The 24,270-nt window shown below is 64.8% G+C and carries 35 protein-coding genes and 1 pseudogene; 2 read left to right on the top strand and 34 right to left on the bottom strand.

Going from position 1 to position 24,270, the window contains the following annotated elements; genetic code table 11:
* Window positions 1-332: 332 nt before the first annotated feature.
* The 21 genes from PXJ20_RS02230 to PXJ20_RS02130 all read right to left on the bottom strand — a co-directional run bounded on the left by PXJ20_RS02230 (window position 333) and on the right by PXJ20_RS02130 (window position 15,389).
* The gene (locus tag PXJ20_RS02230) at window positions 333-509 is read right to left on the bottom strand and encodes a hypothetical protein (RefSeq protein ID WP_421030082.1); all 177 of its coding nucleotides are present in this window, start codon (window positions 507-509) and stop codon (window positions 333-335) included.
* 128 nt (window positions 510-637) lie between these two features.
* The gene (locus PXJ20_RS02225) at window positions 638-1,165 is read right to left on the bottom strand and encodes a hypothetical protein (protein WP_421030081.1); all 528 of its coding nucleotides are present in this window, start codon (window positions 1,163-1,165) and stop codon (window positions 638-640) included.
* Window positions 1,166-1,573: 408 nt separating this feature from the next.
* On the bottom strand, window positions 1,574-1,927 hold the full coding sequence (locus PXJ20_RS02220) for a lysozyme inhibitor LprI family protein (RefSeq protein ID WP_421030080.1): 354 nt from the start codon (window positions 1,925-1,927) through the stop codon (window positions 1,574-1,576).
* A 100-nt stretch (window positions 1,928-2,027) separates the two neighbouring features.
* Complete coding sequence (locus PXJ20_RS02215; protein WP_421030959.1) at window positions 2,028-2,744, bottom strand: immunity 52 family protein; 717 nt, start codon at window positions 2,742-2,744, stop codon at window positions 2,028-2,030.
* A gap of 18 nt (window positions 2,745-2,762) precedes the next feature.
* Entirely contained in the window at window positions 2,763-3,356 is a 594-nt protein-coding gene (locus tag PXJ20_RS02210) for a restriction endonuclease fold toxin 5 domain-containing protein (protein WP_421030079.1), read from the bottom strand.
* On the bottom strand, window positions 3,244-3,711 hold the full coding sequence (locus PXJ20_RS02205; protein WP_421030078.1) for a hypothetical protein: 468 nt from the start codon (window positions 3,709-3,711) through the stop codon (window positions 3,244-3,246). The genes PXJ20_RS02210 and PXJ20_RS02205 overlap by 113 nt, the downstream gene beginning before the upstream one ends.
* A complete protein-coding gene (locus PXJ20_RS02200) occupies window positions 3,704-4,153 on the bottom strand; it encodes a DUF4123 domain-containing protein (RefSeq protein WP_421030077.1) in 450 nt (149 codons plus the stop codon). The genes PXJ20_RS02205 and PXJ20_RS02200 overlap by 8 nt, the downstream gene beginning before the upstream one ends.
* Before the next feature lie 57 nt (window positions 4,154-4,210).
* Window positions 4,211-4,627: a PAAR domain-containing protein gene (locus tag PXJ20_RS02195; RefSeq protein WP_421030076.1), complete on the bottom strand. Its 417-nt coding sequence runs from the start codon at window positions 4,625-4,627 to the stop codon at window positions 4,211-4,213.
* A gap of 101 nt (window positions 4,628-4,728) precedes the next feature.
* A complete protein-coding gene (locus tag PXJ20_RS02190) occupies window positions 4,729-5,814 on the bottom strand; it encodes a phage late control D family protein (protein ID WP_421030075.1) in 1,086 nt (361 codons plus the stop codon).
* Window positions 5,811-6,227, bottom strand: coding sequence for a phage tail protein (locus tag PXJ20_RS02185; protein WP_421030073.1), 417 nt, complete (start codon window positions 6,225-6,227; stop codon window positions 5,811-5,813). The genes PXJ20_RS02190 and PXJ20_RS02185 overlap by 4 nt, the downstream gene beginning before the upstream one ends.
* Window positions 6,228-6,232: 5 nt before the next feature.
* Window positions 6,233-8,923: a phage tail tape measure protein gene (locus tag PXJ20_RS02180; protein WP_421030072.1), complete on the bottom strand. Its 2,691-nt coding sequence runs from the start codon at window positions 8,921-8,923 to the stop codon at window positions 6,233-6,235.
* Window positions 8,924-8,936: 13 nt separating this feature from the next.
* Window positions 8,937-9,050, bottom strand: coding sequence for a GpE family phage tail protein (locus tag PXJ20_RS02175; RefSeq protein WP_421030071.1), 114 nt, complete (start codon window positions 9,048-9,050; stop codon window positions 8,937-8,939).
* A gap of 8 nt (window positions 9,051-9,058) precedes the next feature.
* Window positions 9,059-9,394 carry a phage tail assembly protein gene (locus PXJ20_RS02170; protein ID WP_421030070.1) on the bottom strand — a complete coding sequence of 112 codons (336 nt, stop codon included), beginning with the start codon at window positions 9,392-9,394 and terminating at the stop codon, window positions 9,059-9,061.
* A 59-nt stretch (window positions 9,395-9,453) separates the two neighbouring features.
* Window positions 9,454-9,963, bottom strand: a complete 510-nt coding sequence (locus PXJ20_RS02165) for a phage major tail tube protein (protein ID WP_421030069.1) — start codon at window positions 9,961-9,963, stop codon at window positions 9,454-9,456.
* A 27-nt stretch (window positions 9,964-9,990) separates the two neighbouring features.
* Window positions 9,991-11,163 (bottom strand): phage tail sheath protein, encoded by a 1,173-nt coding sequence (locus PXJ20_RS02160; RefSeq protein WP_421030068.1) that lies wholly within the window; start codon window positions 11,161-11,163, stop codon window positions 9,991-9,993.
* Window positions 11,164-11,204: 41 nt separating this feature from the next.
* On the bottom strand, window positions 11,205-11,648 hold the full coding sequence (locus PXJ20_RS02155; protein WP_421030067.1) for a phage tail assembly chaperone: 444 nt from the start codon (window positions 11,646-11,648) through the stop codon (window positions 11,205-11,207).
* Window positions 11,649-11,656: 8 nt separating this feature from the next.
* Window positions 11,657-12,883, bottom strand: a complete 1,227-nt coding sequence (locus tag PXJ20_RS02150; protein WP_421030066.1) for a gp53-like domain-containing protein — start codon at window positions 12,881-12,883, stop codon at window positions 11,657-11,659.
* Complete coding sequence (locus PXJ20_RS02145; protein ID WP_421030064.1) at window positions 12,880-13,449, bottom strand: phage tail protein I; 570 nt, start codon at window positions 13,447-13,449, stop codon at window positions 12,880-12,882. The genes PXJ20_RS02150 and PXJ20_RS02145 overlap by 4 nt, the downstream gene beginning before the upstream one ends.
* Entirely contained in the window at window positions 13,442-14,353 is a 912-nt protein-coding gene (locus PXJ20_RS02140; protein ID WP_421030063.1) for a baseplate J/gp47 family protein, read from the bottom strand. Before PXJ20_RS02140 ends, PXJ20_RS02145 begins: the two co-directional genes overlap by 8 nt.
* Entirely contained in the window at window positions 14,350-14,706 is a 357-nt protein-coding gene (locus tag PXJ20_RS02135) for a GPW/gp25 family protein (protein ID WP_421030062.1), read from the bottom strand. Before PXJ20_RS02135 ends, PXJ20_RS02140 begins: the two co-directional genes overlap by 4 nt.
* Entirely contained in the window at window positions 14,703-15,389 is a 687-nt protein-coding gene (locus tag PXJ20_RS02130) for a phage baseplate assembly protein V (RefSeq protein WP_421030061.1), read from the bottom strand. The genes PXJ20_RS02135 and PXJ20_RS02130 overlap by 4 nt, the downstream gene beginning before the upstream one ends.
* A gap of 140 nt (window positions 15,390-15,529) precedes the next feature.
* Here PXJ20_RS02130 and PXJ20_RS02125 point away from each other — a divergent pair, with 140 nt between their 5' ends.
* Window positions 15,530-16,306, top strand: a complete 777-nt coding sequence (locus tag PXJ20_RS02125; RefSeq protein ID WP_421030060.1) for a DNA-methyltransferase — start codon at window positions 15,530-15,532, stop codon at window positions 16,304-16,306.
* A gap of 254 nt (window positions 16,307-16,560) precedes the next feature.
* Here the strand turns inward: PXJ20_RS02125 and PXJ20_RS02120 are convergent, their stop codons facing one another.
* Window positions 16,561-17,037, bottom strand: coding sequence for a deaminase (locus PXJ20_RS02120; protein ID WP_421030059.1), 477 nt, complete (start codon window positions 17,035-17,037; stop codon window positions 16,561-16,563).
* Window positions 17,038-17,102: 65 nt separating this feature from the next.
* On the opposite strand from PXJ20_RS02120, the gene PXJ20_RS02115 reads away from it, so the two are divergent.
* Window positions 17,103-17,879, top strand: a complete 777-nt coding sequence (locus tag PXJ20_RS02115) for a dCTP deaminase domain-containing protein (RefSeq protein ID WP_421030058.1) — start codon at window positions 17,103-17,105, stop codon at window positions 17,877-17,879.
* Window positions 17,880-17,950: 71 nt separating this feature from the next.
* On the opposite strand, the gene PXJ20_RS02110 is transcribed toward PXJ20_RS02115, so the two are convergent.
* The 12 genes and pseudogenes from PXJ20_RS02110 to PXJ20_RS02055 form a co-directional block, all read right to left on the bottom strand.
* Window positions 17,951-18,442 carry a phage virion morphogenesis protein gene (locus PXJ20_RS02110; protein ID WP_421030057.1) on the bottom strand — a complete coding sequence of 164 codons (492 nt, stop codon included), beginning with the start codon at window positions 18,440-18,442 and terminating at the stop codon, window positions 17,951-17,953.
* Complete coding sequence (locus tag PXJ20_RS02105; RefSeq protein ID WP_421030056.1) at window positions 18,430-18,879, bottom strand: phage tail protein; 450 nt, start codon at window positions 18,877-18,879, stop codon at window positions 18,430-18,432. Before PXJ20_RS02105 ends, PXJ20_RS02110 begins: the two co-directional genes overlap by 13 nt.
* The gene (lysC, locus tag PXJ20_RS02100; RefSeq protein ID WP_421030055.1) at window positions 18,876-19,148 is read right to left on the bottom strand and encodes an Rz1-like lysis system protein LysC; all 273 of its coding nucleotides are present in this window, start codon (window positions 19,146-19,148) and stop codon (window positions 18,876-18,878) included. Before lysC ends, PXJ20_RS02105 begins: the two co-directional genes overlap by 4 nt.
* Window positions 19,069-19,389: pseudogene (locus tag PXJ20_RS02095) on the bottom strand (protein lysB); the annotation flags it as partial. The gene lysC and the pseudogene PXJ20_RS02095, both read right to left, overlap by 80 nt.
* A 29-nt stretch (window positions 19,390-19,418) precedes the next feature.
* A complete protein-coding gene (locus PXJ20_RS02090; protein WP_421030054.1) occupies window positions 19,419-20,219 on the bottom strand; it encodes an N-acetylmuramidase domain-containing protein in 801 nt (266 codons plus the stop codon).
* Window positions 20,216-20,485, bottom strand: coding sequence for a phage holin family protein (locus PXJ20_RS02085; RefSeq protein WP_421030053.1), 270 nt, complete (start codon window positions 20,483-20,485; stop codon window positions 20,216-20,218). The genes PXJ20_RS02090 and PXJ20_RS02085 overlap by 4 nt, the downstream gene beginning before the upstream one ends.
* Window positions 20,485-20,832 (bottom strand): putative holin, encoded by a 348-nt coding sequence (locus PXJ20_RS02080; protein WP_421030052.1) that lies wholly within the window; start codon window positions 20,830-20,832, stop codon window positions 20,485-20,487. Before PXJ20_RS02080 ends, PXJ20_RS02085 begins: the two co-directional genes overlap by 1 nt.
* A gap of 6 nt (window positions 20,833-20,838) precedes the next feature.
* The gene (locus tag PXJ20_RS02075; protein WP_421030051.1) at window positions 20,839-21,045 is read right to left on the bottom strand and encodes a tail protein X; all 207 of its coding nucleotides are present in this window, start codon (window positions 21,043-21,045) and stop codon (window positions 20,839-20,841) included.
* Window positions 21,045-21,524: a head completion/stabilization protein gene (locus PXJ20_RS02070; RefSeq protein ID WP_421030050.1), complete on the bottom strand. Its 480-nt coding sequence runs from the start codon at window positions 21,522-21,524 to the stop codon at window positions 21,045-21,047. The genes PXJ20_RS02075 and PXJ20_RS02070 overlap by 1 nt, the downstream gene beginning before the upstream one ends.
* Before the next feature lie 99 nt (window positions 21,525-21,623).
* Window positions 21,624-22,310: a phage terminase small subunit gene (gene gpM, locus PXJ20_RS02065; RefSeq protein ID WP_421030958.1), complete on the bottom strand. Its 687-nt coding sequence runs from the start codon at window positions 22,308-22,310 to the stop codon at window positions 21,624-21,626.
* Complete coding sequence (locus PXJ20_RS02060; protein WP_421030049.1) at window positions 22,307-23,335, bottom strand: phage major capsid protein, P2 family; 1,029 nt, start codon at window positions 23,333-23,335, stop codon at window positions 22,307-22,309. Before PXJ20_RS02060 ends, gpM begins: the two co-directional genes overlap by 4 nt.
* Window positions 23,336-23,373: 38 nt before the next feature.
* Window positions 23,374-24,210 carry a GPO family capsid scaffolding protein gene (locus PXJ20_RS02055; protein WP_421030048.1) on the bottom strand — a complete coding sequence of 279 codons (837 nt, stop codon included), beginning with the start codon at window positions 24,208-24,210 and terminating at the stop codon, window positions 23,374-23,376.
* Window positions 24,211-24,270 lie beyond the last annotated feature (60 nt).

Raw genomic sequence — 24,270 nt, 5'->3', positions numbered from 1 at the left:
GCGATTGCAGTGCTACGGCGCCGCTCACGGGTGGGGTTTTGACGCAATAGAACCTTTCTTGGTACTGCTCCCCGACTGGACGCGCGCACAGCGGGTACAACACATTCATATGACTAATACTGTATATACATACAGTATTGGGTTAGCATTCTGTAAGCCGGAGATGCCACCGATGGGAGCAGTGCAGGGAGACGCTTCTCGTGAGGCGACCCGGTCTTTGAATGGGTTAAAGAGGGACCAGAAGAATGCACAAGAATATGAATGACAATACGGCTCGTTTGTCGACGACAGCCGTGCAGCACACGGACGTACATTGCTTGTCGAGGCTGTCTTCAGTTCGTCTTGATGTGAGCAACGACGAACGCGAAGAGATACGAGCCACGATCGACAATGCAATGCAGTCGGTAGGCCTCGTTCTCGAGACTGCGCTGCAGGCCATGACGAATCTGCGTGCTGCCCGAGCGGCCTTGTTGCTGTTCGACGCTGATCAGCCTTCGTAAAATCTGCACGGTAAAGCGCCTGACGCCTGACGCCCGCGACACCGAAACAACGCATGCGAGCCGCTGGCAGAAGTCAAAAGTTCGCCGCCTGAATTGCCCCCAGATACAAGAAAGCCCGCTTCGAGCGGGCTTTGTTTCTAACCGATGTAGTCCGGTCTGTGATTCCGAATAGCCTCCGAAACCTTCGTAATCGTATCGGAGCAATGTCGCACAAATTCGTCGTCAACTTCGATCAAGGTCGCAACTTCTGCTGTATCGCCCTCGTTAAAGAAATCCTGTCCATGCAACTTCACACGGAACGGTAGTTGGCCAGCCTTCGCACAGAGAGCGTTATAGCTCTTTCCGCGACCGTGCTTCAAGACATTAATTGCGAAGTACAAGTCTTCGAATCGCTCATTTAGGTCTGTCAATCCGGCCTGGGTAAGAATGGCCTTTGCCTCTTTGAATCCGTCCGCACAGGCTAGTCCGTCCTGCAACCGAGCCTCAAAAATTGAAAAGACGCCGACCGCATGAATTGCCTTCTCAAGCTGTACCGCTTGCAGCGTTTTGATATGTGTCGTCGCGGCGCTTGTTTGCAGTGCCGCCGTAGCCGCCGTCGTAACTTCCTCCAGCTTTGAAAGTATGAGCTCTGTGTTTCTCAGTGCTAGTTCGGTGTAGCTGTGCATTTCGTTCTCGATAGAGGCCTGTGTGTGGCCAACTACGGGCTCTTCGACAAGCTTAAGGCATAGCGGATGTCCTATCAAAGAGCGGAATCCTTCCAGTCACGTCGAATGACCGCTTTGTAGAGGACCGACTGTCACCTTCGGGTCGAGGCTGTGTGAAAACGCGGAAGCACTCGGTTTTCGGGTGTCGCTTTACCCCTCCCAAACCGCTTCGAAGCCCGTATGCGGCGATCTGGCGAGCCGAGTTTGTCAGGCGGTGCGCTCGACGGGAGTTTTCACACAGCCTCGGTCGGCCGCAGACGCAAGAGCGCACCGCGAGCACATCACTCGGCGCCTGTGATTCTCACGAGACCTGTGCATGTCGCGCGGCGCCACGACCTCGTAACGTTCCGTCTGCGGCGCTTGCGTGCATTACCGACACGCCTTACGTGTGTCGATCCTTTTCGTCATGCGCTTCGTTTCCGCTGTAGCGCAGATCGCGACGGCCGTAGGCAGCATCGAGCCGCCACCCCATTTCCGTTGTGCCGACTTCTGGCAGCTCGCGTCGCGGCGCTTCTTCCACGCCTCGATCTTCTTCTCCAGTGCTTCGTTGCAGGCTGGTGAAGCTGCGCTCTTCTCATCCACAACCCGCTGCAGCTCCTGCTCGGCAACGACCTGATCGCGCCACGCGCAGAAGTTCGTACTCGTTTGGTTCGCGTCGCAATGCGAGAGCATCGCGTTCACTTCGCTTGCTGGCAGGCCGCTGCGTTGCGAAATGACGTCCACGGGGTCGCGGCCAGCCGCGAGCGCAGAAACGGAAACGAAAGCAACGATGAGCGCAAGTTTCATTGAGCGCGCTGCCGGGGATGAAACGCGCGGCTCGCTTTCACAGGTCAGCGTAGCGAGGCAGCAAGTCCTGATCGACGAGGCGGATCTCGATACGGTTCGCCACCTCGACGTGCTCGGCATTGTCCGCGGAGAACACGGCATCAGTGACGCTCGCAATGATCGTGCCGGTCTGCTTCTTGCCGGCTTCGGGTACGGGCACCAGGGCGCGTGCCTCGGGAACCTGTTGTACGGTGACGATTCTAGGCAGGTAAAACATCCAGCCCACTCCCGGCTTGTCGTCGAACACTCTCTTCTCGAAGTAGTCGGGCGGCGATACTTCTGCATATAGCGGGGCGAACTCCTCCGCGACCCTGCTCACATAAATGGTGAAGGCATCGAAGCCAATGAGGTCGTCTTCGCCTGTCAACGCTACGGAAATCGAGTTTAGTTCGCCTTGCGGGCCTACGTGGCACGTCATGTTCGCACCCACTTCGGAGCCATCGGGATGAGCCCAAATCGCGACAAACGTTTGATCCTGCGACTTCCGGAACTCTTCTTTCAATACGGCGAGTGCGGCCGTTGACGGCACATCTCCTTCGAATGCGCGGTACAACAAGGCTTCTTTTTGTGTCTCGCCCTTTAGGCGCCATTCACTTCGCGCCAGTTCGCCACGGCGTTCGCCGATGGCATCAATGATCCTGCCAAGCCGGGTAAGCACCGTTTCGAAGTCAGTTGGCGACAGGGTGGTATCCCGAAACTGCGCGTTAATTTCCATCTTCGCCATATTCATGCCTCAAGGTACGACAACGGACTGAATGCCCCATTGCGTCAGAAACCGGAGCATGCGTGCGCGGGTCTTCGGCCCCTGGAAATACCAGGTCAGCTGCGTCGGCGGGTTCTGCCGGACGATACGGCCGTGCCTCATGATCGTCGATTCCATGCTATCAAAGCCGGAAAACGAACCCTCCGCCCAGGGCATTTCCAGAAACTGGTCATAGTTGCCCTTGGCTTCCTGCAACATGCATTGAGCTGGGATGAAGCCATCGAAATCAATGCCCTGCCAGTCCCACTCCTGGCTCCATCCCTCTGAAACGCTGTACGGCCATCCGGTGATTCGGCCTTGATACTCGCGCGCTGCTGCGGTCATGTAATGGTTGGCGTTCTTGAACGTGCCAGCCTCGGGCGGACACTTCTTGCACTTCTCGTCGGTGCGCGGCAGAGCGCGCGTAGCAGGCGTGGCCTTGCTCTTGTCTTTCGGTGTGTCGCCGGACAGACTAGCTGTTCCCGCTACCGCCGCTCCGCCCAATAAGGCTGCGCCAGCGCGCACCAAGACTGGCCCAAGCTCCGTCGCTGCTGCCTCCACTACCGGTACGATGAGTCCCGCCATCGGTCAATCCTCCAACATAGTCGGGGTGTTGAATTTTCCAGCGCATCACGCGCAGATAGTCATGGAACCGCTCGTCGGCAGAGCGACCGGGGCGCGTCAGCCACGCGCGCGTGGCCGGCTTGTCGTAGAACTCAGGCGCATAGGCCTCGATGCGAAGGAACGCGACGAGATTGTCGTCGTCGCGAATGCCGAGTTCGCGTGCGGCCTTGAACGCTCGCCACAGGCGTTCGGGAAGCGTCCGGTCCTCGCCAAGCTTCGGGTCGTCTCTGACGAGATCCTCGCGCACGCGGGCCACGAAACCTCTGGCGTCGATCTCGGCAAGCCCCGCTACCTGTTCGGCGTTCAGCTCAAGCATGGGGATGCACCCTCCTCAGTTCGCCGTTGATTTCCACCAGCCAGTCGAACGTCGGTACAAAGAATTCGGCGTGCTGGGAGAAGGAGAGCAACGCTGCGATGTCACCGATGATGCGTGCATCGTAGAAGCGCAACAGCGCCGTGCGGCCGTCGGGCATGCGTGCGTCCAGTTTCCCGCGCAACTCGTGGGCGAGCGCCGGAAACGCGTATGCGCTGATGAGCCACGACACGCCATCCCCGCTGGCGCCCAGCTCGTGCAGGCGGCTGCGTACCGCGTCCGATGCTGCGTCGACGTCGACGAGCCAAGGACCGGCATCGGCGAGTGAGGCATCGGGGGTACCGTCGAACAGTGCGATGGCGGCCGTTGAGCGTTCCAGTGCGGGGGCATCAGCTGCGTGCGTGTAGAGCAGCGCATCGAACAGCGCGTAGAGCCGCACCGGCATCGATATCTGCGTCTGCCGCTGGGCGAAGTAAGCGGCCATTTTCGAAGACTGCACCGGCTAGCCCCGCATCACGGTCGTCGCGCCGCTTTCAGCTGCGGCCTTCAGGCATTCGAGGCACAGCGTAGGACTCGGAGCGAGCGATTGTGCCGCGGCCACTGCAGCGCCTGCGCCGTGGCTGGCGTCGCCAGCGCCGACGTCATCAATCGTCGCGACGGATTGGGAGGCCACGAGCGTGGCACCACACGCGGTGCGCATCCCCTCGACAGCAGTATCGCGCCCGTGTAGCTGGTGTGGATGAAGGCGCCCGAGCGTGTCCGGCAGGATCGGGAACACGCCCTTGCACTTGGGGCACTCCACCATATGGCCAACACCTGCTATCGCCTTGCCGTCCACTGTGGCACTGTCCGTGCCTTCGAGTACCCGGCCGCCGTGTGTGGTCGTATCGCCCACAAGGATGATGGCGCGCTTGCCCAATTGGCCCCCGCTATGCGTTACAGAAACAGCGCAGGCTGGCACAGTCAAACCCGTTACGCTACCTGCCTGCCCAGAGAGGTAGCGGCGCCCGGATGCCCGTGTTAATTCCCGCCTTTCCTGAAGTGCGAACGATGCCTGTCCGTGGTGGGATCGTCCCGCACCTCCAGCTCGAGCGCCGTGGTGAATCCGCCTTCGCCAATCGTGTGCTTTGCCTTCCTCACGAGCCACGGCGTTTCGTCGATCTCCGGCTTGAAGCCCGACACGATCACCGGCATTTCGGGAAACAGCTCCGGCCTGCCCAGCGCGAGCGTGTAGTCGAGCGTCGCCAGACTGCGCTGCGTGCGCGCATATTCCGCTTCGGCCGCGGCGCGTGCCTCCTTCTCGGTCGCGTAGTCCTCGGGCAGCACCTTCACGTTGCGGTTGTTCTCGCCACCGACCACCACCGATTTACGCTTTGCCTTGCCGTTGGAGTGGTAGTGCGCGCGCACGGCCGCGTAGCTCTCGCGCTGCGCGATGTGATAGCGGTGCTGGTCGCCGCTCGCACGCGTGAGGGTCAGCACGTCGAGCGCCCGGCCGCTCACGGTGCGCCCGGTGCCGATGGGCATGAATAGCAACCGCAGATCCTTCACGTTCATGACGGCGTCGTAACGTTTCGCGAGGCGCGTCAGAAACGACATGTCGGATTCGTGCGTCTGGTCGATGTGATCGATCAGGACCTTCGCGAGCGTGTCGGCCACGGCCGCCGTCAGCGAGTGGCGTGTAGCGATGGCGCGCACGATGGCGCCCAGCGTCTGCCGGTGCCAGCTTTGCTCGCGCCGCTCGTGCATCGCGTTCGTCATGGATGCGGAGCGCGCGCGGATCGTGATGATGTCCGGTGCGCCGCTGTGCTCGACCTCGTCGACCGTGAACGTGCCCTTGTCCACGAGCGGCTCGCCGACCCATCCGATCGATACCTTGATGCCAGCGCCGCGCTTCGGAATCGCGAAGGTGTTGCGCGAGTCGTCCAGCACGAGGTCGAGCATGTCGGCTTCTTCGCCGCGCGATTCGTCCAGCGACAGGCTGATGAGCGAGGGCGCGATGAGCCGCGAGAGGTCGCGGCCGTCGAGCGTGATGCGGTAGTCGGCCTGCGGCTGGATGCGGCCGGCGCGCACCGCCCGTTCGTTGCCTGCCGTCTGCTGCGTGCTCATGCCTGCGCCCCGTCCTTCGCCGCCGACATCACGCTGTCGTCGACCCGTTTGAGTGTCAGCGTAAATTCGACCTTGCGCGGTATGCCTTCCTTCGTGTGGTACGTGGCGGTCTCGTTCAGGCTCTCGATGACGAAGGCGCCATAGACGTTCCCGATGCCATCGACGAGCACGTACGCGTCGCCGGCGTCGCCCATTTTCGCGAGGCTGTCGATGGAGGCGAGCGAGCCGATACCGTTGTCGGGCGCAACCATCCCGTTGAGCGTGACCGTATCGTCGCCCACCCCCGTGTACTGGCTCGCATCACGCGCGCCCACGCGCGGGCTGGTGCGGTGCTTCCAGCTGCGCTGCCGCTGCAGCTCGCGCCACGGCGCGGTAGCGAGCCCGAACACGAACTGGTCGAGGGACATCATCATGATCGTTACCCCTGGTCGGACAGGCGCGAGCCGGCCCGCGCGCGCTTCTCGCGCTCGCGGCGGTCCAGCTCGGCGCGCACGGCCCGGCCGATCTCCGCGGGATCGGCGCCGGCGGCCGGATAGATGTTGATGACGATGGACGAGGCACCGGCCGCGGCGGCAGCCGAACCCGATGCGGCGGCAATTGGCGGGCGCCGGTCGATGGGCACGGACGGCCGCACGAGTGGCGCGGTTTCACGCGCGAGCTGCGCGCCGTTTGCAGAGGCCGGCGTACCAAACGCCGTGGTGGCCACCGCGGCAAGGCCCACGGCCGCGCGCGCGACACGTCCCTGTTCACCCTGCATGCCGAGCGCCGCGCCCTGGCCGATGAACCCGCCCAGCTCGCCGAACACACGCGACGGGCTGTGGATGCCGAGCTTTTCCTTGAACCATCCGACGGTGCTGTCCGCAAGGCCCGTGATGGCGTTCTTCACGGCACCGAGCCCGTTCGTGATCCCGTCGACGAGCCCCGAAACCAGATTTCCGCCGAATTCCATAAAGCGCGATCCGATGTTGCCGAACCAATCCCAGACACCGTCGAACGCAGTCTTCAGCCACTTGACCGTGGCGTCCCACTTCCCGGTGATCCAGTCACCGGCGGCCCCGAATGCGTCCGTGATGGTCTTCCAGAGCGCGGCGAACTTCGGGCCGAGCGTGTCCCAGTTTTGCCAGATATACAGCGCGGCCATTGCGATCAGGCCGATGATTGCGAGCAGCGGGTTAGCCATCGCAAGACGCCCGAGTGTTATCAGCGCGTTGCCCGCGAGCTTCAGCGAACCTATGAGGCTACCCCGGAACAGTGAGGTGAGTGCCCGGAACACTGTGCCGAGAATGCCGCCCTGCATGCCGAGCGTTGCCATGCTGAAGCGCACGATGGCGAGCGGCCCGAGCACACCGGCGAGCGCGATGGTCAACGTGCCGCACACGACAAGGATTGCCGCGAGCGCGGCCAGCACCGTGATGATGACCTTCGCCGCGGTCGAGTGCTCCTTCATGAAGCCCACCACCTTCTCCGTGGCGTTTGCCATCCATTCGAGCCCCTGGTTATAGAGCGGTGAAACCTTCTCGCCAATCTCGAGCTTCAGGTCGCGCAGCTGCGCGAGCGCCGCGATCTCGCGGCCCTGCGTGAGCTGCTGTCCCTTTGCGTCGAGCTGGTCGATGCCGTCCGCGCCGGTGTTGAGCCGCTCGTTCTTGTGGATCTGTTCACGCTGCATGTACATGGTCGTGAACAGGTTCGCGGCCGTGCGGTTCGTGAAGATCGTGGAGATCATGTCCTTGACCCGGTCCGGGTCCGTGATGCCCTTCGCCGCGAATTTCGGCAGCAACACCTTCTCCAGCCATTCGAGCGGCGATGCCTTGAGCTGGTCACCACCCCTGAGCGCACCCGGCCGGATCTGTCTGATGGTGCCGATCTTCGTGTACTCGACCATCTTCGGATCGAGCAGGCCGAGCGACATCATCTGCTTCGCGGCCCGCACCGTGGTCTTGCCCTGGTACACGTTGCTGTAGGCGGACATGAGTCCGGTGCCCACCGCGTGCCCGCCCATTTCCTGGATGAGCGGCTCCATCTGGTAGTAGAACGCGTCCTTGCGCAGTTGCTTGGCCGCAACGCCGCCGGTCTGGATGAAGTCGCGCCACTGGTCGCCGCCCACGCGCCCGCCCGTGGCGGTGAGCACCTTCTGCACCATGTTCGCTTCGTCCCTGAAGGTCTTTTCGTCCTTTGTGCCGCCGCGCAGCTCGATGACCTTGAGCATGTTCATGAACTTCTCTTCGTTGGCGTGCGCGTCCTCGCCTCCGAACATTGCCTCGTTGGCGAACTTCATTTTCGCGAGCGTGGGCATCACCATCTGCGCGTGGTGCTCGTCCGCGAAGATGGTCAGTGCGTCGCGCATCATGAGCACGTTGTCGGTGGTGCTCGTGCCGTACTGCTTCATCGCACGTGCGTACTTCGCAGCGTCGGCCGATGCGTGATCGCCGAGACCGAGTGCCCGGATGCGCATGGCTTCGGCCTCGAACTTCTTCGACTCGTCGAGCGTCCCGCGCAGATCGCCGAGCACGTGCGCGCCGGTGCTCTTCGCGGCATAGCCGCCCACCGCCATGCCGGCGGCCACGCCCTGCATCGCCTGCATGTTCTTCCGCGCGGCCGCGAGGCGCTTCTCGCGTTCGGTGAGCGCCTCGAGGCGGCGCATCTGGTCGTTCATGGTGGCCGTGGTGGACGCCATGTTCGTGCGCAGCTCCCGCTCGTGCTGCGCGAGGTTGCGCGTGCTGATGCCGGCATCAGCGAGCCGGTCGCGCAGCTCGCGCACGCGAACCGCCTGCCTGTCGTGCTCGGTGGAAAGGCGCACGGCCGCCTGCTTCGCCTTCTCAAACTCGGCAACCATCTGCCGCGAGGGCGGCCCCGCCGCGCGCAGCGATGCGGCGAGCGCCGACACGCGCTCACGCGCGGAGTTGAGCTGCGAGGCGGTGGAAGCTAGGCCACCCCGCAGCTCGCGGAATTCCGCGATGCCTTTCTGCGTCTTGCCCATTTCCGCGAGCGCGCGGCGGGTCTCGCCCAGCGACTTCGACAGACCCCGGTTTCCCGCGAGCAGGTTCCTGAGTGGCCGCGTCATGTTGTCGATCACGTCGTACATGACGCGCAGCTTCAGCGTGTTGTCCATCGTCGGTTGCCTGTCATTCGGCGCTGGCGCGCACACGCGCGCGTTCGCGCCAGTCCATCAGCTCGGTGAGCGTGAATGCGTCCATCACGGGCGGTGCCCAGCCAAACACCGTGGCGATATCGGCCATCGGGTCTTCTACGCGGTCTGGGATTCCAGCTTCGATCTGACGGCCTTCGACATCAAAAAACCCGCGAACACACCTCCGATCTGCACGAGGTCCGCAGGGTCGAGGCCGGCCACGTCCGCTTCGGTGAGCGTGGGTGTGCTGATGCGCGGCAGCACCTTCGAGAGCGCGATGACGTCGAGGCTCACGAGGTCGGAGAGCGACACGCCGCGCAGCTCGCCCGAGCGGGGCTTCCTCAGCGTGATGCGGTCGATGGTCTGGGTGCCACGCACGATGGGCGTATCGAGCACGTGCGTGTTCGGGTCTGCGGCCGCGGTTTCGGTGATGGCCTGTTCGCTGTTCTGCATGGTGATTCCTGTGTGGGTAAGAGTTGCGGCCCGCGCGCTCACGTGCGGGCCGGATGGCGTTAAAGGCCGATGGCCTTGCGCAGCGCGGCGAGCAGGTCGTTGCCGTTGATCTTCTCGATCATGTTGATGAAGTCGATCTCGATGACGTCCTCGCCGTTGATGGAGAGCTTGTAGTAGCTGGCCACCGTGGTGACCTTGAAGGCGGTGTCTTCCTTCGCCTTGGCCGTGCCCGGCTCGATCTCCGAGTGGCGGCCCTTGACCACGATCTCGACCGAATCGACGGCGGTGGAGTCCTCGGACTGGTAGCCGCCGGCGAAGCGCAGCAGCACGCCGTCGTGCTTCGTGATGCCGTACTGGCCGAGCACCGCGCGCATGAAGCCGCCGCACGTCCATTCGAGCTGGATGCCTTCCTGCCCGAAGTCCACCTTGATCGGGCCAGACATGCCGCCGCCCTGCCAGTCCTCCATCTTTCGCGTGAGCTTGGGCAGCGTGACCTCGGTCACCTGGCCGACGAAGTTCTCGCCGTTCTGGAAGAGGTTGAAGCCCTTCAGTTTGCGGGGCATTCCCATCGTGTTGTTCTCCTTGTGGTGCTGCCGTTACGCGTTCACGCGCGCGGCGAAGTCGGCGAGATAGCGGTCGGTGATGCGCTGGCGCAGCATCAGATTCTCGAGCGGCGGCACGGGCGTGTAGTCGTAGTCGATGTACGACTTGCCCGACTTGAGCACGTCGGTGGTGTTGGGCTCCGGGTCGAACCATGATGCGCCGCCAATGAGATAGCCCTGCGAGGTCCACTCGCGGAACTTGCCGTTCACGCTCTCGATGACGTCGCGCGGCAGCGAAGGATTGAGTGGCCCGTCCACCACCGTCATCTGCGCCTCGGCAATCGAATCCGCGATCACGTGCGCCGTACGCGTGTAGTTCTCGAAGGCAAACAGCTTGTCGTCCGAGCACGTGCGCGAGCCCCAGAAGCGGAAGCCGTTGCGGTTCACGAGCGTCGTGACGTCCTGCTCGTTGAGATAGCCCGCATCGGTGGCCGGATCCTGCAGATCCCACGACACGTCCGCGCTGATGCCCGTCACGCCGTTGACCGCGACGTTGGACAGCGTCTTGTGCCAGCCCGTGTCGTTGTCGATCTTCGCGCGCAGGCCTGCCGCGAAGGCGGGCGCAGGCATCACCACGGTCGAGCTGGTCACGTCGTCCCACGCGAGGAAGTCCGGCCAGATCACCATGATTTCGCGCTGGCCGAACTGGCGACGGTACGCGGTGGCTTCCTCCTTCGTCTTGCAGCCGTACGCGGACACATAGGCGAAGGCGCGCAGCGACTGCGCGATGGTGCCGAACGCGGAGGCCACGGGCTGCGTGTCGAGTCCGGGCGCGGCGAGGATGCGCGGCTTCACGCCGAACCGTGCCTGCGAGGTGAGCAGCGCCTTCATGCCGGTGTACTTGCCCTCGGGCGTCACGGTGCCGATGACGTTCGAAGTGGTCGCGGCCGCGTCCTTGCCTTCGGCCACGCGCACGACGATGGTGACGGGCTTGGTCTGCCGGCCGATGGCATCGAGCGTGCGGCGCAGCGTGCCCTTCGTGCCCGCCTTGCCGAGCGCCGCAATCACGTTCGTGATGAGCACGGGCGTGTCGAGTGGAAAGGCGGTGGCGTCGGCATCGTCGGCCGTGCACACGATGCCGACGACGGCGGTCGACACGGTACGGATGGGGCGCGTGCCCTCGTTGATTTCCACGACGCGTACGCCGTGGTGGTAGTCCTGCGGCATGAGTTGCTCCTGCGTGAGAGGTGAGATGAAACGGGAGACGCCTATGCGGATGCCGTCGTGAAGTCCGGCGCGGCAGGTAGATCCACCAGTGGCCAGCCTGCGGCGTCCGGCAGCTCGCGCAGCGCCCTGCGCCACGCGAGCAGCGCGTCGAGCTGGGCCGATGTGAGCGTGGTATCGCCGCCGGCGAGCGTTTCGTCCTGATGGCGCGCAACAAGCCAGTCCGTCGCGGTAAGTGCCGCGTCGCGTTCCGCGCGCTTCGCGCTGGCGATGAGTTCGGGTGATGCTGGCGCGGGGTCGAGCACGGCCGGCGCGCCGTTGGCGTCGATCACGATGCGGCCGCCCGTTGCCTGCCCGTCGAGCAGCATCCGGTACTGCGCCGCCGTGATCGCGATGGTCTTCGCGCCGGCCGGTGGCGGACTGATGGCGTCGTCGTAAAAGCCCGTGATGGCGCCGGCGGCGTCATGCGCTGCAAATTTCTGTCCCATGTTCTTCCTCAGTAGCCCACAGCAATCCAGCGAACTGTCGCCGCGCCCGTATAACTGACAAGCATCTGAAGCTGGCTCGCAGAAAGCTGGTTCGTGTTGAGATAGCCCATTGTTCCGGCGCTGTTCGCGATGACCGCGGTGTGCTCAAGGCACGCGGCCGGAAAGGCCACCGGGTAGTTGATGGTGCGAAATGCGCCCGCGGTCCATGACGTGTCACTGAGAACGCCCCACTGGATAATCAGGCCGCCCAGCCACGTGGGAAACGCGATATAGCCGATGACGCCCAGCGAGACAGAGAAGCCGGCGCGCAGCTTCTTCGGCGTGACGATGGTGGTGTCATCGGTGCCCGCGTTCGTCTGCGCCTGGGTGGCGAGTTTCGCGGCGCCCTGGCTGGCTTCGGTTGCCGGCCCGACCGTGCTCGTGAACTTCACGTTCCTGCCGTCGCTGCAGATGACCACGGGCTGGCCGGCCGGCACCACGACATACGAGCCACCGCCTCCCGTGACGGCAGCGTTGAGGTTGTAGTTTCCCGTTGTGGCGTTCTCGACAGTCCACTGACCCGGCTGCTTCGGCAGCAGGACCGACTTGTTGCCTGTCAGCTCGCCGGTGAGCCGCAGCATGGCGACGCCGTACTGTGCGGCCGTGAGCAGCGTGTCGGTCTTGCCCGCCACGTCCACGGTCTGGAAACCATCGGTTGCAGCGAAGAGGGCGGCCATGTTGGCCACGCGCGTGGACATGTCGCCCACAGGCGGTGTCAGCGTGCGCGCCATGCCGCCCGAGACCGACTTGATGACCCATGCACCGCCGTCCGCTACGTTGAGGGCCTTGTTGAGCTGCGCGCGCACCTGCGCGCCCGCCGGGAGATCGCCCGCGTCAAGGTCGGCGTGGTCGCCACCATAGAGCGGCAGTTTCGGAATGACGCTTCCGGCGGCCCCGTTAGGCGTGAACGTGCATGCGCCATCGTTGGTGAACGCCACACGGAAATTCGCTTCCATGCCGTCTAGCAGCTCGGTCACGGCCGGAGACAGGTTCGCGACGATGTTGTTCTTCGTGCCCGTGTCCGGCGCCCACGTGGTGCGGCCAAACTGGAGCACACGACGCAACCAGCTTGTGCGGCTGGCGAGCTGGCGCGGCGCAATGTTGTCCACACCATCCGGGCCCCCCTCGACCGAATCCGAGTCTTCAATCTGCCGGATGCCTTCCGCCCATTCCGGCTTTTCCTCCAGATAGCTCATACGTCGATACTTCCTCTTGTGTACTGGCCGTCATAGCGGCCCACTCCGTTGTGCCGCAGCGGCGCGGCCCTGTAGTTGAGGCGATACAGCTCGGATCGTTTCGGCGCGTAGCGTTCCAGCACGGCTTTCAGGTTCTCGGCCTGGTCGCGCGTGATGGGAACCTTCAGGCGCACGATGTACTGCGCCCACTCTCCGCGTTTGTTGCCGTGCACCCAGTCGCCGTTGTAACGGGCGGTGCCGTTGCGCCGGCGGACGTTGCGGCCTTCCACGATTTCCACTTCGCCAAAGCCCAGACGCCGGATGACTTCGCGGATTGCCCACGGCGTGCCGCGCTTCTGGTGCAGCTGCATGGCGCCCTTGATGAGCGCGCGGCGTGCGTCGTCGGACTCGGCCAGCTCCCAGCCATCGACGGACACCTCGGCCGCGAGATACGGCAGCAGCGCGGCCGGGCACGTGTCCGGGTTCCAGTAGTCGCGGATCGGGATGGGCAGCGAATCCACGGCCGCCAGCGCGGTCGCGGTGCGCCGCTCGAGCGGCGTTGCGTTCGGTGGCAGAAGATCAGGCATAGAGGCCTCCCCATTCGATGAGAACTTCGGTGCAGTACGGCGCCTGCGTGGGGCCGATCACCAGATCGCCGGCCGGCTCGAGGAGTTCGGTCTTCGAGAGACCGGCGGCCTGACAGACGCCCTTGATGGCCGACTCGGCAATGCCCCTGCCGATACGTCGCGCAGACGAAGCGAACGCGATGGCGTTCTTCTGCGCCTGCCCGGTGAGCACGTCGGCGCCCACGGCAGAGCGCGTGTAGCCCTTCGCGCGGATGCGGTACGGCACGATCTGCGCGGACGCCACCACCACCGTGTCGTTGAGCGGTCGCTCGTCCTCGGCGGAGAGCGCTGCTGCCACGGCATCGCACAGAGTGTCGCTCGCGGTGCCGTCGCCCTCGCGCGAGAGCAGCGTCACGAGCACGTCGCCCGGTGCCGGCCGCGAGGCCCTCGCATCGAGCAGCCGGCCATCGACGGCGAGCGCCTTCGATTCGTACGCGGCGCCCGGGCCCGCGACGCTGAAGCCGTGCGGCGCTAGCTGCACGCGCCGGCGCAGATCCTCGTCATCTTCCTTCACGGCGTCGATGCCGTTCGCCGGATCGGCGGGCGTGACGATGAGGCGTTTCAGGCTGAACAGCGCCGCGCGCTGCTCGAGGTCGTCGCCCTTTGCGAAGGCGAGCATCACGGCACGCAGTGCATCGTTCACGCGCTGGCGCCACACGAGTTCGCGGTAGCTGTTCTCCTGCAGAAGCCGTGCGAGCGGTTCCGATTCCAGCTCCACGGTGGCCGCGATCTCTGCCTGCTGGTCTGCCGGCCACAGCGCGATCAGCGCGGCCTTGCGCTGTGCGTAGATGGTTTCGAAGTCGAGCACCTCGAGCGCGTCGGGCACGGGCAGCGTGGCGAGGTCGATGAGGTCGACCGCGCTCATGCCATGCCTCCGGTGAGCTTCACCGATGTCGACACGGCGTCGCCTGTCTCGGTGGTGTAGCCCTCGATATCGACGACGTGCACGCCATCCGTGGTGGATTCGTCGATGACGAGCTGCACGCGCGTAAGCGTGAGCCTCGGTTCCCACCGCATGAGCGCGGTGGCGATGGCCGCATAGAGGCGTGTCGTGGTCGCGCCGTTGCCCGGTGCGTCGATGAGGTCCGGCCCTTCCGAGCCGAACGTGCGGCGCTTCACGCACGACGCGAGCGGCGTCGTGACGATCTTCGCGACCGACTGGTAGAGATGGTCTAGCCCGCCGATGGCGCGGCCCGTGGTGGCGTTCATTCCCCTCATTGCGGCTCGCCCACCAGTTCGCCGTCGCCCTCTTCGAGGTGGCGGTGATGCGGCAGGCTCACGCCCTCCGACGTGACTTCGCCCGTGAAGTCTGCGCGGCCGTCGATCTTCATGGTGGCGCCGCCACCTTCGCCGCCCTTGCCGGTCATGCCGGACTCGAATGCGAACGGACCCTTCACGAGCAGCGCGCCGGTGCAGGTTGTCTGCTTCGCGTCGAGCGTCACGCTCGATGCCTTGACGGTGGCCGTTTCCGTCTGCACGTTGACCGCACCCGGTGCGACCACGAGCACGGTTGCGCCGGCGGGTAACTCAGCTTTCAGCGCATGCGAGGCGTGGTCATAGGTGAGGCGCGCGCCATCGGGATAGAGGCGCGTGTGGGTGCTGGCGCTGCTGTCGGGCGCTGGCGCATCGTCGGAGAAGAAGCCGCGCAAAGCCACGCCCTGCGCGGGGTCTCCTATCGGGCACAGCAGCACGACCTGCTCGCCGCGCGTGGGCGGCAACCATTCGCGCGTGGTGCCCGCGGCGGGCGAGATCCACGGAATCCAGTTGGTCTGGAGGTTCGCGCCGTCCTCGGCCGTGTCGCCGATGGCGACGCGGCACAGGGCGGCCGCGTGGTCGATATCGAGGATCGAGCCCTTGCGTACGGTGTTGCGTGTCTGCCGGCGGATTTCGTTCGTGTCCATGCCAGGCATGGTGCCCATCGCACGCGCGCGATGCGAGCAATGGCGTCCGTACCGGCGCTGGCGACATCGCGCGGACCGTGCGATGCGGTATGTACGGAATGCACAATCCGCGGCTCTTTTGACATTGCTATGGATAACGCATGAAAAACAGCACTGCCATTATCGAAGCCGCAACGGATATCGAGCCGCTCATCAATCGCCTGCACCGCACGGATGCGCTGCATTTCGCACGGACGTTGCCGGACGAATCCATCGACATGCTCTTTACCGATCCGCCGTACTCTTCAGGTGGCCTGCACGCCGGCACGCGGGCGCAGACGACTTCGCAGAAGTACACATCAGGCGGGGCGAAGACCACCTATACCGATTTCGAATCGGACAACATGGACCAGCGCTCGTGGTCGTTCTGGTGTCACGCGTGGCTCACCGAGGCCTACCGTGCGCTGAAGCCTGGCGGTCTGGTGGTCTGCTTCATCGACTGGCGGCAACTGCCCGCGCTTACCGATGTGGTGCAGGCTGCGGGCTTCATTCACCGGGGTATCGCTGTGTGGGACAAGACGGTGCGGCGCGCACGGCCGCGACTGGGCGGGTTCCGGCAGCAGGCCGAATTCATGGTGTGGGCGAGCAAGGGGGCGATGAGTACGCGCGACGTATGTCTACCCGGAGTGTTTGCGCATGCGCTCGACATGCCGAAGAAGCACCTCACGGAGAAGCCGGTCGACCTTGCGCGCGAGGTGGTGAAACTCGTGCCGGAAGGTGGTGTGGTGTGCGACCTGTTTGCGGGCTCGGGCACGTTCCTCGTGGCAGCGCAGGAGGCAGGGCTTCGCTGGATGGGGTGCGAGACGAACGACGTTTATCACGCCGTTGCGGCGCAACGACTTCGACGCGTGAGATCGACTGAACACAAAATAACCTGAGGAGCTGGCGCAGTTCCGTTTTCTGAAAATCTGTCGCGCGCTTCGTGGCCTCAGGCCGCCGCGTTTGGGAACCGATCGCTATCATGTGCGCGGCCGTATTTATGTCACCGATGAAGTGGCCCTATAAATTCACAGTTTTAACGTTTCCCTTTCGCTTCCTTACCTTTTCGTTCTCTTAAGAGGGGGGCTTATATCAGCATGCCATCGGATCTATTCATTGATACGGTCTAGGAAAATTACTTATGCCGAACGAATCAACCCAATTTTACGCGGTTCTCCGTCGCAGCTTCTTCGAAGACGAGATAGCGGACCGTTACTCCTCCATCTCTGAGAATGCGCAGCGCCGCACGCTGCGAAGTCAGCCATCTTTTCTCTCCCGCAAAGCCGCTGCCGAATACTGCCCGTTTGATTCCCGACCATACGATCGCCCGCGCGCAGTCGCTGCATGGAAACCGAGTACAGTAAATCGTTGCGTTCGATAGATCTGCGTGAGATGCTAACGCGTCAAAAATTGCTGCACGTTCGGCGTGTTCAATTAGAAAATAACGGTCAGCCTCGGATACCATTCTTCCTTCCTGAGCGAACGTCGAACGAATCGCGGGAGGAAGAACGTTCGCAGACTGGCTAATGACTCCGTGCCGGTCGGCGATTACTGAACCTACTGCCGACTGTTTAAATATCTTTCCCTTGGGATCATCGGTGTATTGGCGAACGCCAAAAGCTACCTCCAAGTAGTACCGGTCAGCCTCTGTTTGATTTGAGAAGGTTGCGATTCTAGCCCTCACTAAGGATTAACATGCTGTTAGACAAAAACGCAATAACACAAAATAACATTGTCTCCAACCCCTCCGTGGCAAGCCAGCGTGAGACAACATACGACGCGACCGTCGGCGAGATCTTGTTCAAAGGCCAAGTGTTGCCTGGCCAGAGCCACATTTTGGAGCCGCGTGGAGTCGTTTGGGTCATCTCTGCGGAACAGTTTACTCTACCTCTGACCGTAACCGGGCTCGCAACGCTTAAGACTACGTGGACACACGAAGGCGTGTTGGCATTGAATGTTGGCGTCATTGACCCGGGATGGACGGGGCCAGTGGCAACGGCACTTGTTAACTTCAGCAAGAGGCCCTTCATCGTGCGGAAGGGGGATCCCTTCTTTCGGATCCTTTTCCATGAGCACGCTCAGGCCGCGACGAGCGCGCATAGCCCGGCAAGTCGGGACACCTACGTAAAGGGAATTTGCGAAAAGTCTTTGAAATTCTCGGATACGTTCTTGGATATGACATCGCTTGCGAGTGAGGTAGCGGATGAGGTCCTACGGTTTCCGCGATGGGCCAACAGGCTAGCCATAGCCGCCTTGATCGCCACTGTCGCAGCCATTTTTGTCCCGATCTGTATTCAAGTTTGGACCGAGAGTCGCAGTGCGAACGAGCGCATCGCCAAGCTGGAGGTGGAGGTCGAGACGCTAAGCAAAGATAGTCCGGGCCAAGCTCGACCGGCGCCATCGGCGCCACCGTCGAAAACCCGGGAAATGGAGATGCAACCCTCTGCAAAGAAAGCTGGTGTAACGGGCTGAGAGCAACGGAACATTGTATTGACGCTAGCAAGCGCGTGGAGGTGTTCGCAGGTCAGTTGCCGAAGACGAGATCATCCCCTGCGGGTAGCCGATCCTACCCGCAACGTAGTGGTCAGCCAGTCGAGGATTATTGCTCTGTCTGTGTCCGTGAACCCAAGCAGAGCTCGGGCAGGATAGCGGTACTTTGGTCCGCCGGGCGTGACCGGTACCCGCTCGCCGCCTTGATGGATGCGGGCAATACGCCCTACGCGGCCCGCGAAGCCTACTGCGAACCCGTCCGCCTCCGCGTCCACCTTCATCAGCCGCGCCGTGCGCAGCTTCATGAACATCGCGGTGCGCCTGATCCGGCCGCGCTTGTCCCGTCCCTTCGCCTTCTTCTGTGTGGGCTTCGCCTTGCGCGGCTCGTACGCGCTGCCGTCCGGGTTGCGCTGCGCGGCGATCCGCTTCTGCTGGCTGCGCCGCAGCTCGCGCGCCACGTCGCGCATGACGGTGCGGCGCCCGGCCGGCGAGAGCTGGCCGAGTAGTGCACCGGCCCACGTCTCGACCGCACTCAGCTCGTCCACGTCTGTGCACCCCAGGTGAAGTCACGGTCGGCGCCGGCCTGCGAGTCGTCGACGTGCCCGATGACCCGTTCGCCGTCCGCGCCGGTCGACACCGCCACGCCCTCCGTGAGCTGCAGCTTCACCGACAGATCGACGGTCGTGTGGTTGAGGATGTCCACCTCGAAGGTGATGCCGTGCCCGCGCTCGCCGGCGTTCGTCACGAGGTCGGGCTGGTTTGCACGCACCCATTCGACAAGCGCGACAAACACGGCGTCGGAGTCGCCCGCGAAGTCCATCACGAGCGCGTGCATGGTGTAGCGGTACTCGAACGAGAGCGAGCGGCCGCCGGTGGCCGCAATCGATCCCTCGTCGATGAACACGGCGAGCCGGTCGGGCTCGGCCGCGAGCGACGGGATGGCCGCAACAAGCGCTGCGCGCAGGCTGGCGGGCTTCTTCATGGCGTGGCCTCGCCATCGGCCTCGCGCTGGCACGACACGATCATGTCGACCTTCGCCGCGCACAGTGCCCACGCGCCCTTCGTCGTGGTGAGCGCATCGCCCAGCTCACCGTTGGTCCGTGGCTCCATCGCCGGCAGCGTGCACGGGCTCACCGGCTGGCACGTGTTCAAGGTAATCACGGGCGCCGGTGAGGGCGGGGGCTGCGTGCAGGCGCACAACATCGTCAGGCAGAGGGGTATCAGCCCACGCCCGGAGCGCGGCGTTTTCATGGAGAAGTCTCCGGTTGTCCTGCTGCGCGGCCGCGAGCTTCGCGGCAATCGCGCCGTTCGTATGGTCGAGCTGGGCCTGCTGGGCGGCCCGGTCTTTCTCTGCCCGCTCGAGCCGCCTGATGACGCCGTCGCGCTGCCCGATGTCCGCCTTCGCGCCGGCGAGCTGCCGCCCGGCATCGGCCAGCTCCGCGCGCAGCACGCGCACGTAAAGCACGCACGCCACGATGGCGAGCAGCGCCATCAGGCAGGTGGCAAGCCTTGCTGTCACGCTCATGCCGGCACCGCCTGCGCGTACCGGTCGAAGGCCCGCGCGAGCTTCACGTCGTACAGGTTCGCGGCGTAGCCCTCGCCGTTGTAACCCTTCGCAAACGCGGCCCACTTCCGGCCTTTCAGCGCCGCGACGAGCGCCGGGTCGGCCGCGACGTACCGCACGAACGCCTCGAGCTGCTCCGCTTCGCCGCTTTCCATGCGCGCCACGAACTCGTCGACGCCCGCATAGCCCAGCCGCTTCCAGTGGTACGCCATCACCTGGAATGCGCCCCAGCTCGCCGACTCGTACGCGGCGCCCGCGTCGATCTGTTCCGCCGTGGCGAGCCGCGTGTATTCGGCGGCACCACCGAGGTAGCCGCCGCGCGTCTGCGACACGATGGACGGATACTTCGCTGCCAGCGGTGCAGGGTCGATGCCCCGGAACTGCAGACGCTTCCAGAACACATGCCGCTCGAAGAGGATCACCGGCCGCCCGTCCGCAAGAAACCCGGCGCCGCGCGACTCCACCTCGTTGACGGCCCGCACGCAGGCCACCGGCACACCGAGCGTGGCAGCCGCGCGCACGAGATCCGCGTCTGCAAGGTGCTTCGGATCGCGCCGGCCCGTGGCGAGCGCCGCGTACGTCTTCGTGCCCGCGATGCCGTCCACCACGAGGCCCGTGGCCCGCTGCAGCGCCATCACGGCCGCTTCGGTACTGGCGTCGAACAGGTGCGTGGCGTCGGTCCCGAAGCCCGCACGCGCGAGGCGCCGCTGCAGCAGCCCGACGTCGTCGCCGTGATCTTCCAGCCGCAGTGTCCTCATGTGCCGCTCCCGACGAGCCGCGCGACGTTGCCGCGCGCGCCGAACACGAACAGCGCGAGCAGCACGGCGGTGGCGGCGTCCGGCAGACCCGTCGAGTGGGCATGCAGTGCGTGTCCGATAGCCGAGCTGCCCATCACGGCCACCAGCGCCCAGGCGATCCACGAAACGTGATGGCGGTGGCGGGCGCCGTTCCTGCGGTACGCGAGCATGCGCACGATGGCGGCCGCATATGCGGCGACAGCGATGAAGGTAAGCACCGTCTGCATCACGAGCCCCCCTTCCTGAAGAACGCGAACAGGTCGAGGCTCTTCACGCGCTCAATGAGCTGCAGCGTCACGGTGATGACGAGCGCGGCCGCGAAGAAGGCGGCCACGCCCGTCGAGTGCACGGGCGTCATGTTCACGATCTCGGGCGCCGCGAGATAGCCCATCACGAGCGAGATGAGTAGCCACGCGATGCGGCGCACGGCGCCGAGGTCTTTCGAGGTCACGACGACAAGTGCTGCGCCGGCGAAGGCGCCCACGAGCGCGTTGCCGTCGATGCCCGGCATCAGGCCCGTGAGGCCAATGGCGGCCGACAGCGCGGCGGCGGTGGTGGTGTTGGGTTCGGCCATGGGGTTTCAGTCGAAGAGTTGCAGGAGGGGTTGGGCAACGGCTGCCGCCGTCATGTCGGGCAGATACACGGGCAGGCCCACCGGCAGGAACACGCCGTGGTCGGCCAGCCCCGCGTTCGCTTCGAGCACCGCTTCCACGGTGCCGTCCGTGCGGCCGTAGTGGCGCCAGCACAGCGCGTCGACCGTGTCGCCCTGCAGGGCGGTCACGATCATCAGATCAGCTCCACGGTGGTGCGCGGGATGCCGCGCAGGTCACTGAGTGCCCAGCGCACATTGCGCCGCGCGTCGCATACGGTCGCCTCGAGATCCTCGGCGCGCTGGCCACCCGACTTCGTGGCGTCGTAGTCGCGGTAGCGTTCGGTCAGGTCCGCATGCGCGAGGTGGTACACCGCACGCCGGTACCGCGCGAGCTGCACGCTTTCGCCGCCGATAGACGGCGCCGGTACGTCGGCGAGACCCGCGTGTCCTGCGGCGAGCTGCGTGTCGCGCCACGTCGCCAGCTCGGCATTGACCGAAGCCATCGCGGCGGTGGCCGCCTCGCGCAGGCGTTCCTGCGTGACGGTGCCGTCGAGGCGCATCGCCGCGCGCAGCGCCGTGAGGTCGATGTCGGGAAACCAGCCGTCGTTCGCGATGACCGTGGCCGGCGTGCCGGAAACCGTGCCGGCCGGCGCGGTCGCAATGAAACTGTTCATGCCTGCACCCGTGAAGTGATGGCGGTGGACCGGCACCGGAAACGCGTTGCCATCAGGTGTTGCGTATCCGGTACCGGTGCCGCCATGCCGGAGGGCTCCTTATGGCGCGGCGTTGCCGCCGGCCGTGTCCTGTGTGTCCTGCAGTGCCTGCGCAAGGCGCGCGATGTCCTTCTTCACGCCCACGCGCTCGTTGAGACTGAGCGCGCGGCGCAGGTATTCGAGCGCGGTGGCGGGGCGCGTGGCTTCGAGCGCGAGACCGAGCGCCTTGCAGAGCTTCGCGCGCACCTGGTCGTGCATGTCGGCGGTGGCCGTCAGCACGTCGACGCCCTGCAGGAGATCCGCGTCGAACGTCTCGCCGGCGGCGAAGGCTGCGAGCGCCGCGTCGGCGAATTCCTCGGCAATCACGGCGTGCAGCGTGCGTTCGTACTGGTCGGGCAGCACGAGGCCGTGCGCGGCCGCGTACCGGGCGATATCGAGCGCGCCGGCGTAGTCGCCGGTGTCGATGCGCCACACCATCACGGTGACCAGCACGTCGTCCTGTGCGCCGCGGCCGCCCTCGAGCGCGCCCGCGACGTATTCCGCGTACTCGGGCAGCAGTTCGGCCTTGACCGCGATCTTCTGCTTCACGGACTGGATGGCCTTGAGGCGCCGGCGGTCGCTGGCGAGCTTGGCGAGCATCAGCTCGTAGCGGCTCGCCCCGGCCATCGTGCGGCCCTCGACCGAGGCCGCGGCCTTCGCCGCGCTCACGCGTTCGAAATGGGCCTGTGCGGGGCTCTTCATCGTCAGCCCGCCTGCTGTGCTGCCGTCGCGGCCAGCGCAATGTTCTCGACCACGCAGCCCGCGCCGAAGTCCTCGACCACATACGCGTCATTGCTCGACTCGTAGTTCTCCACGCGGTCGCGCTTCGCGTTGTCGACGATGGAGCGACGGCGCGCGCCCTCCTGGTAGTAGATGGACAGGTTGTCCAGCCGCGTGACCATCAGCGCGTTCGGCGGGAACGAGGGCACGCGCACGGCCGGCAGATTGCCGATGCGCTTCTGGCTCATGATGAGGTCGGCCGCGATGCGCTCGGTGGGCGGCTGCGTGGCGTTGACGATGGGGAAGTACTTGTCGTGCAGCAGCTTGCGCCCGCAGATCACGACGAGCTGGGTGTCTTCCGAATACCACGGCTCGAGCAGGCTGCTCACCGCATCGAACACGAGCGCGTCGAGGTTCGCGTAGTCGCCATCTACGCCCAGCGTCACCTTGCCTTCGACCTTGCCGTGATCGAGCACGCGCTGCGGGGCCGTGTTGCGGTAGTGCTGCAGCCAGCCCACGTTGACGTCCTGCAGCAGCGGGTTGGTGGCCTTGTCGGACGTCGCCGCGCGCTTCACACCGTTGAAGCCGATCATGATGCGGTCGAGAGCGCAGCGCTGCACGATGGCGTCGCGCAGCAGCGTCTGGAAGTTGGGGAACTTCGCCCATGCGTCCATCTTCGCGTACGTGATGTGCGTGTCGTAGTTCGTCTGCTCGCAGCGGTAGTTCTGCGCGTCCACCGTGCCGGGATCGGTCGTGACGCGGTCCTGCTTCGTGGTGTCGGTCGTGCCGGCAATCGGGCCGCCCACGCCGAGGCCGAGCTTCTCGCCTTCCTGCTCGTTCACCGGCATCACGTTGATGCTGGAGAGGAATGCGCTCGATTCCTGGATCTTCCTTTCCAGCGTCTGCTGCACGGTGGGCGCCACCGTGAACTTGTGCGTGGCGTCGGCCACGCCGTTGAGCTGCTGGAGCTGCGTCAGATACGCGGTGAACAGCTCGCGGGTACGGTTCTGCATGTCGGTGAATCTCCGTAAGGGTGTGGGGTGTGGCCGCTTCAGCAGTCCGTCACGACGGCGCCGTTGCCGCCGGTCGCGGGCGGGCGCACGGGGCTGCCGTCGCCCGTGGCCGAGAGCTTCGCGTGCAGCTCGCTGAACGCTTTCTCCGATGTCTCGACGCGTGCGGTGAGCGAGGCGAATGTGGCGTCGACGCGCTGCCGTTCCGTGGCGAACGCCTGGGCCTGCGTGGCGCCATGCGAGGCGAGCGCCTCGACGGCCTGCGTCACGTCGGCAAAGCGCGTGTCGTCGTCGGTGGTCTTCTTCTTCACGAGACCGAGCAGCTCGGCGACCTTCGAGAACACCGACACGCCGTCTTTAGGCGGTGCGCCTTCGGACTCCAGTTCGATGACCGCCTCGACGGAGGCGGAGAACAGGTTGTGCGGCGATAGCTTGCGTGCGGCGAATGGCGAGGCGGCCGGGTTCTGCGCGGCGAACTTCAGCAGCTCGGTGCCGAGGCTCGCGGGGCTGTCGGTGACGGCGAGGCCCACGAGGTACGCCTGCTTCGTGTCGGCGAAGGACGGGTCGATCTCCATCGACGTGTAGACCTTCTGCCGCGCCTTCGTCATGGCGATGAGGTCGTCGGTCGGCTCGATCTGCGCGAAGAGGCCGAGCCTGCCGTCCTCGACCTCGCGTGCTTCGAGTGCGAGCACGTCGCCATAGGCCCGGAACGGACCATCGGGCAGGATGCCGCGGAAGTGCTCGAGGTTGACGCGTGCGCCGTAGACGGCGGGGCTGTACTGCGCGGCCATCTGCTCGATCTGCGCGCGCTCGATGGTGCGCCCGTCGGTGGTCGCGCCTTCGGTCGCGACGCGGAAGAACTTCGATCTGTTTGCCATGCGGTGATTGGTGTGCGGTTGTCGATGGAGGCCATGTTCCGCGTTTGCCCGCCACGCCTC

This window comes from Paraburkholderia sp. A1RI_3L (genome assembly GCF_048957895.1).
GTDB classification, from domain to species: Bacteria; Pseudomonadota; Gammaproteobacteria; order Burkholderiales; family Burkholderiaceae; genus Paraburkholderia; species Paraburkholderia kururiensis.
The sequence above is the reverse complement of the archived record's forward strand: the minus strand, read 5'-3'. Positions and strand labels throughout refer to the sequence as shown.

What these genes read in the sequence shown, in the direction of transcription:
- PXJ20_RS02225 (WP_421030081.1), bottom strand. Translation starts at nt 1,165, where the DNA reads ATGCACAGCTACACCGAACTAGCACTGAGAAACACAGAGCTCATACTT.
- PXJ20_RS02215 (WP_421030959.1), bottom strand. Translation starts at nt 2,744, where the DNA reads ATGGAAATTAACGCGCAGTTTCGGGATACCACCCTGTCGCCAACTGAC.
- PXJ20_RS02210 (WP_421030079.1), bottom strand. Translation starts at nt 3,356, where the DNA reads ATGGCGGGACTCATCGTACCGGTAGTGGAGGCAGCAGCGACGGAGCTT.
- PXJ20_RS02205 (WP_421030078.1), bottom strand. Translation starts at nt 3,711, where the DNA reads ATGCTTGAGCTGAACGCCGAACAGGTAGCGGGGCTTGCCGAGATCGAC.
- PXJ20_RS02200 (WP_421030077.1), bottom strand. Translation starts at nt 4,153, where the DNA reads ATGCCGGTGCGGCTCTACGCGCTGTTCGATGCGCTGCTCTACACGCAC.
- PXJ20_RS02190 (WP_421030075.1), bottom strand. Translation starts at nt 5,814, where the DNA reads ATGAGCACGCAGCAGACGGCAGGCAACGAACGGGCGGTGCGCGCCGGC.
- PXJ20_RS02185 (WP_421030073.1), bottom strand. Translation starts at nt 6,227, where the DNA reads ATGATGATGTCCCTCGACCAGTTCGTGTTCGGGCTCGCTACCGCGCCG.
- PXJ20_RS02180 (WP_421030072.1), bottom strand. Translation starts at nt 8,923, where the DNA reads ATGGACAACACGCTGAAGCTGCGCGTCATGTACGACGTGATCGACAAC.
- PXJ20_RS02175 (WP_421030071.1), bottom strand. Translation starts at nt 9,050, where the DNA reads ATGGCCGATATCGCCACGGTGTTTGGCTGGGCACCGCCCGTGATGGAC.
- PXJ20_RS02170 (WP_421030070.1), bottom strand. Translation starts at nt 9,394, where the DNA reads ATGCAGAACAGCGAACAGGCCATCACCGAAACCGCGGCCGCAGACCCG.
- PXJ20_RS02165 (WP_421030069.1), bottom strand. Translation starts at nt 9,963, where the DNA reads ATGGGAATGCCCCGCAAACTGAAGGGCTTCAACCTCTTCCAGAACGGC.
- PXJ20_RS02160 (WP_421030068.1), bottom strand. Translation starts at nt 11,163, where the DNA reads ATGCCGCAGGACTACCACCACGGCGTACGCGTCGTGGAAATCAACGAG.
- PXJ20_RS02155 (WP_421030067.1), bottom strand. Translation starts at nt 11,648, where the DNA reads ATGGGACAGAAATTTGCAGCGCATGACGCCGCCGGCGCCATCACGGGC.
- PXJ20_RS02150 (WP_421030066.1), bottom strand. Translation starts at nt 12,883, where the DNA reads ATGAGCTATCTGGAGGAAAAGCCGGAATGGGCGGAAGGCATCCGGCAG.
- PXJ20_RS02145 (WP_421030064.1), bottom strand. Translation starts at nt 13,449, where the DNA reads ATGCCTGATCTTCTGCCACCGAACGCAACGCCGCTCGAGCGGCGCACC.
- PXJ20_RS02140 (WP_421030063.1), bottom strand. Translation starts at nt 14,353, where the DNA reads ATGAGCGCGGTCGACCTCATCGACCTCGCCACGCTGCCCGTGCCCGAC.
- PXJ20_RS02135 (WP_421030062.1), bottom strand. Translation starts at nt 14,706, where the DNA reads ATGAGGGGAATGAACGCCACCACGGGCCGCGCCATCGGCGGGCTAGAC.
- PXJ20_RS02130 (WP_421030061.1), bottom strand. Translation starts at nt 15,389, where the DNA reads ATGGACACGAACGAAATCCGCCGGCAGACACGCAACACCGTACGCAAG.
- PXJ20_RS02125 (WP_421030060.1), top strand. Translation starts at nt 15,530, where the DNA reads ATGAAAAACAGCACTGCCATTATCGAAGCCGCAACGGATATCGAGCCG.
- PXJ20_RS02115 (WP_421030058.1), top strand. Translation starts at nt 17,103, where the DNA reads ATGCTGTTAGACAAAAACGCAATAACACAAAATAACATTGTCTCCAAC.
- PXJ20_RS02105 (WP_421030056.1), bottom strand. Translation starts at nt 18,879, where the DNA reads ATGAAGAAGCCCGCCAGCCTGCGCGCAGCGCTTGTTGCGGCCATCCCG.
- lysC (WP_421030055.1), bottom strand. Translation starts at nt 19,148, where the DNA reads ATGAAAACGCCGCGCTCCGGGCGTGGGCTGATACCCCTCTGCCTGACG.
- PXJ20_RS02090 (WP_421030054.1), bottom strand. Translation starts at nt 20,219, where the DNA reads ATGAGGACACTGCGGCTGGAAGATCACGGCGACGACGTCGGGCTGCTG.
- PXJ20_RS02085 (WP_421030053.1), bottom strand. Translation starts at nt 20,485, where the DNA reads ATGCAGACGGTGCTTACCTTCATCGCTGTCGCCGCATATGCGGCCGCC.
- PXJ20_RS02080 (WP_421030052.1), bottom strand. Translation starts at nt 20,832, where the DNA reads ATGGCCGAACCCAACACCACCACCGCCGCCGCGCTGTCGGCCGCCATT.
- PXJ20_RS02075 (WP_421030051.1), bottom strand. Translation starts at nt 21,045, where the DNA reads ATGATCGTGACCGCCCTGCAGGGCGACACGGTCGACGCGCTGTGCTGG.
- PXJ20_RS02070 (WP_421030050.1), bottom strand. Translation starts at nt 21,524, where the DNA reads ATGAACAGTTTCATTGCGACCGCGCCGGCCGGCACGGTTTCCGGCACG.
- PXJ20_RS02060 (WP_421030049.1), bottom strand. Translation starts at nt 23,335, where the DNA reads ATGCAGAACCGTACCCGCGAGCTGTTCACCGCGTATCTGACGCAGCTC.
- PXJ20_RS02055 (WP_421030048.1), bottom strand. Translation starts at nt 24,210, where the DNA reads ATGGCAAACAGATCGAAGTTCTTCCGCGTCGCGACCGAAGGCGCGACC.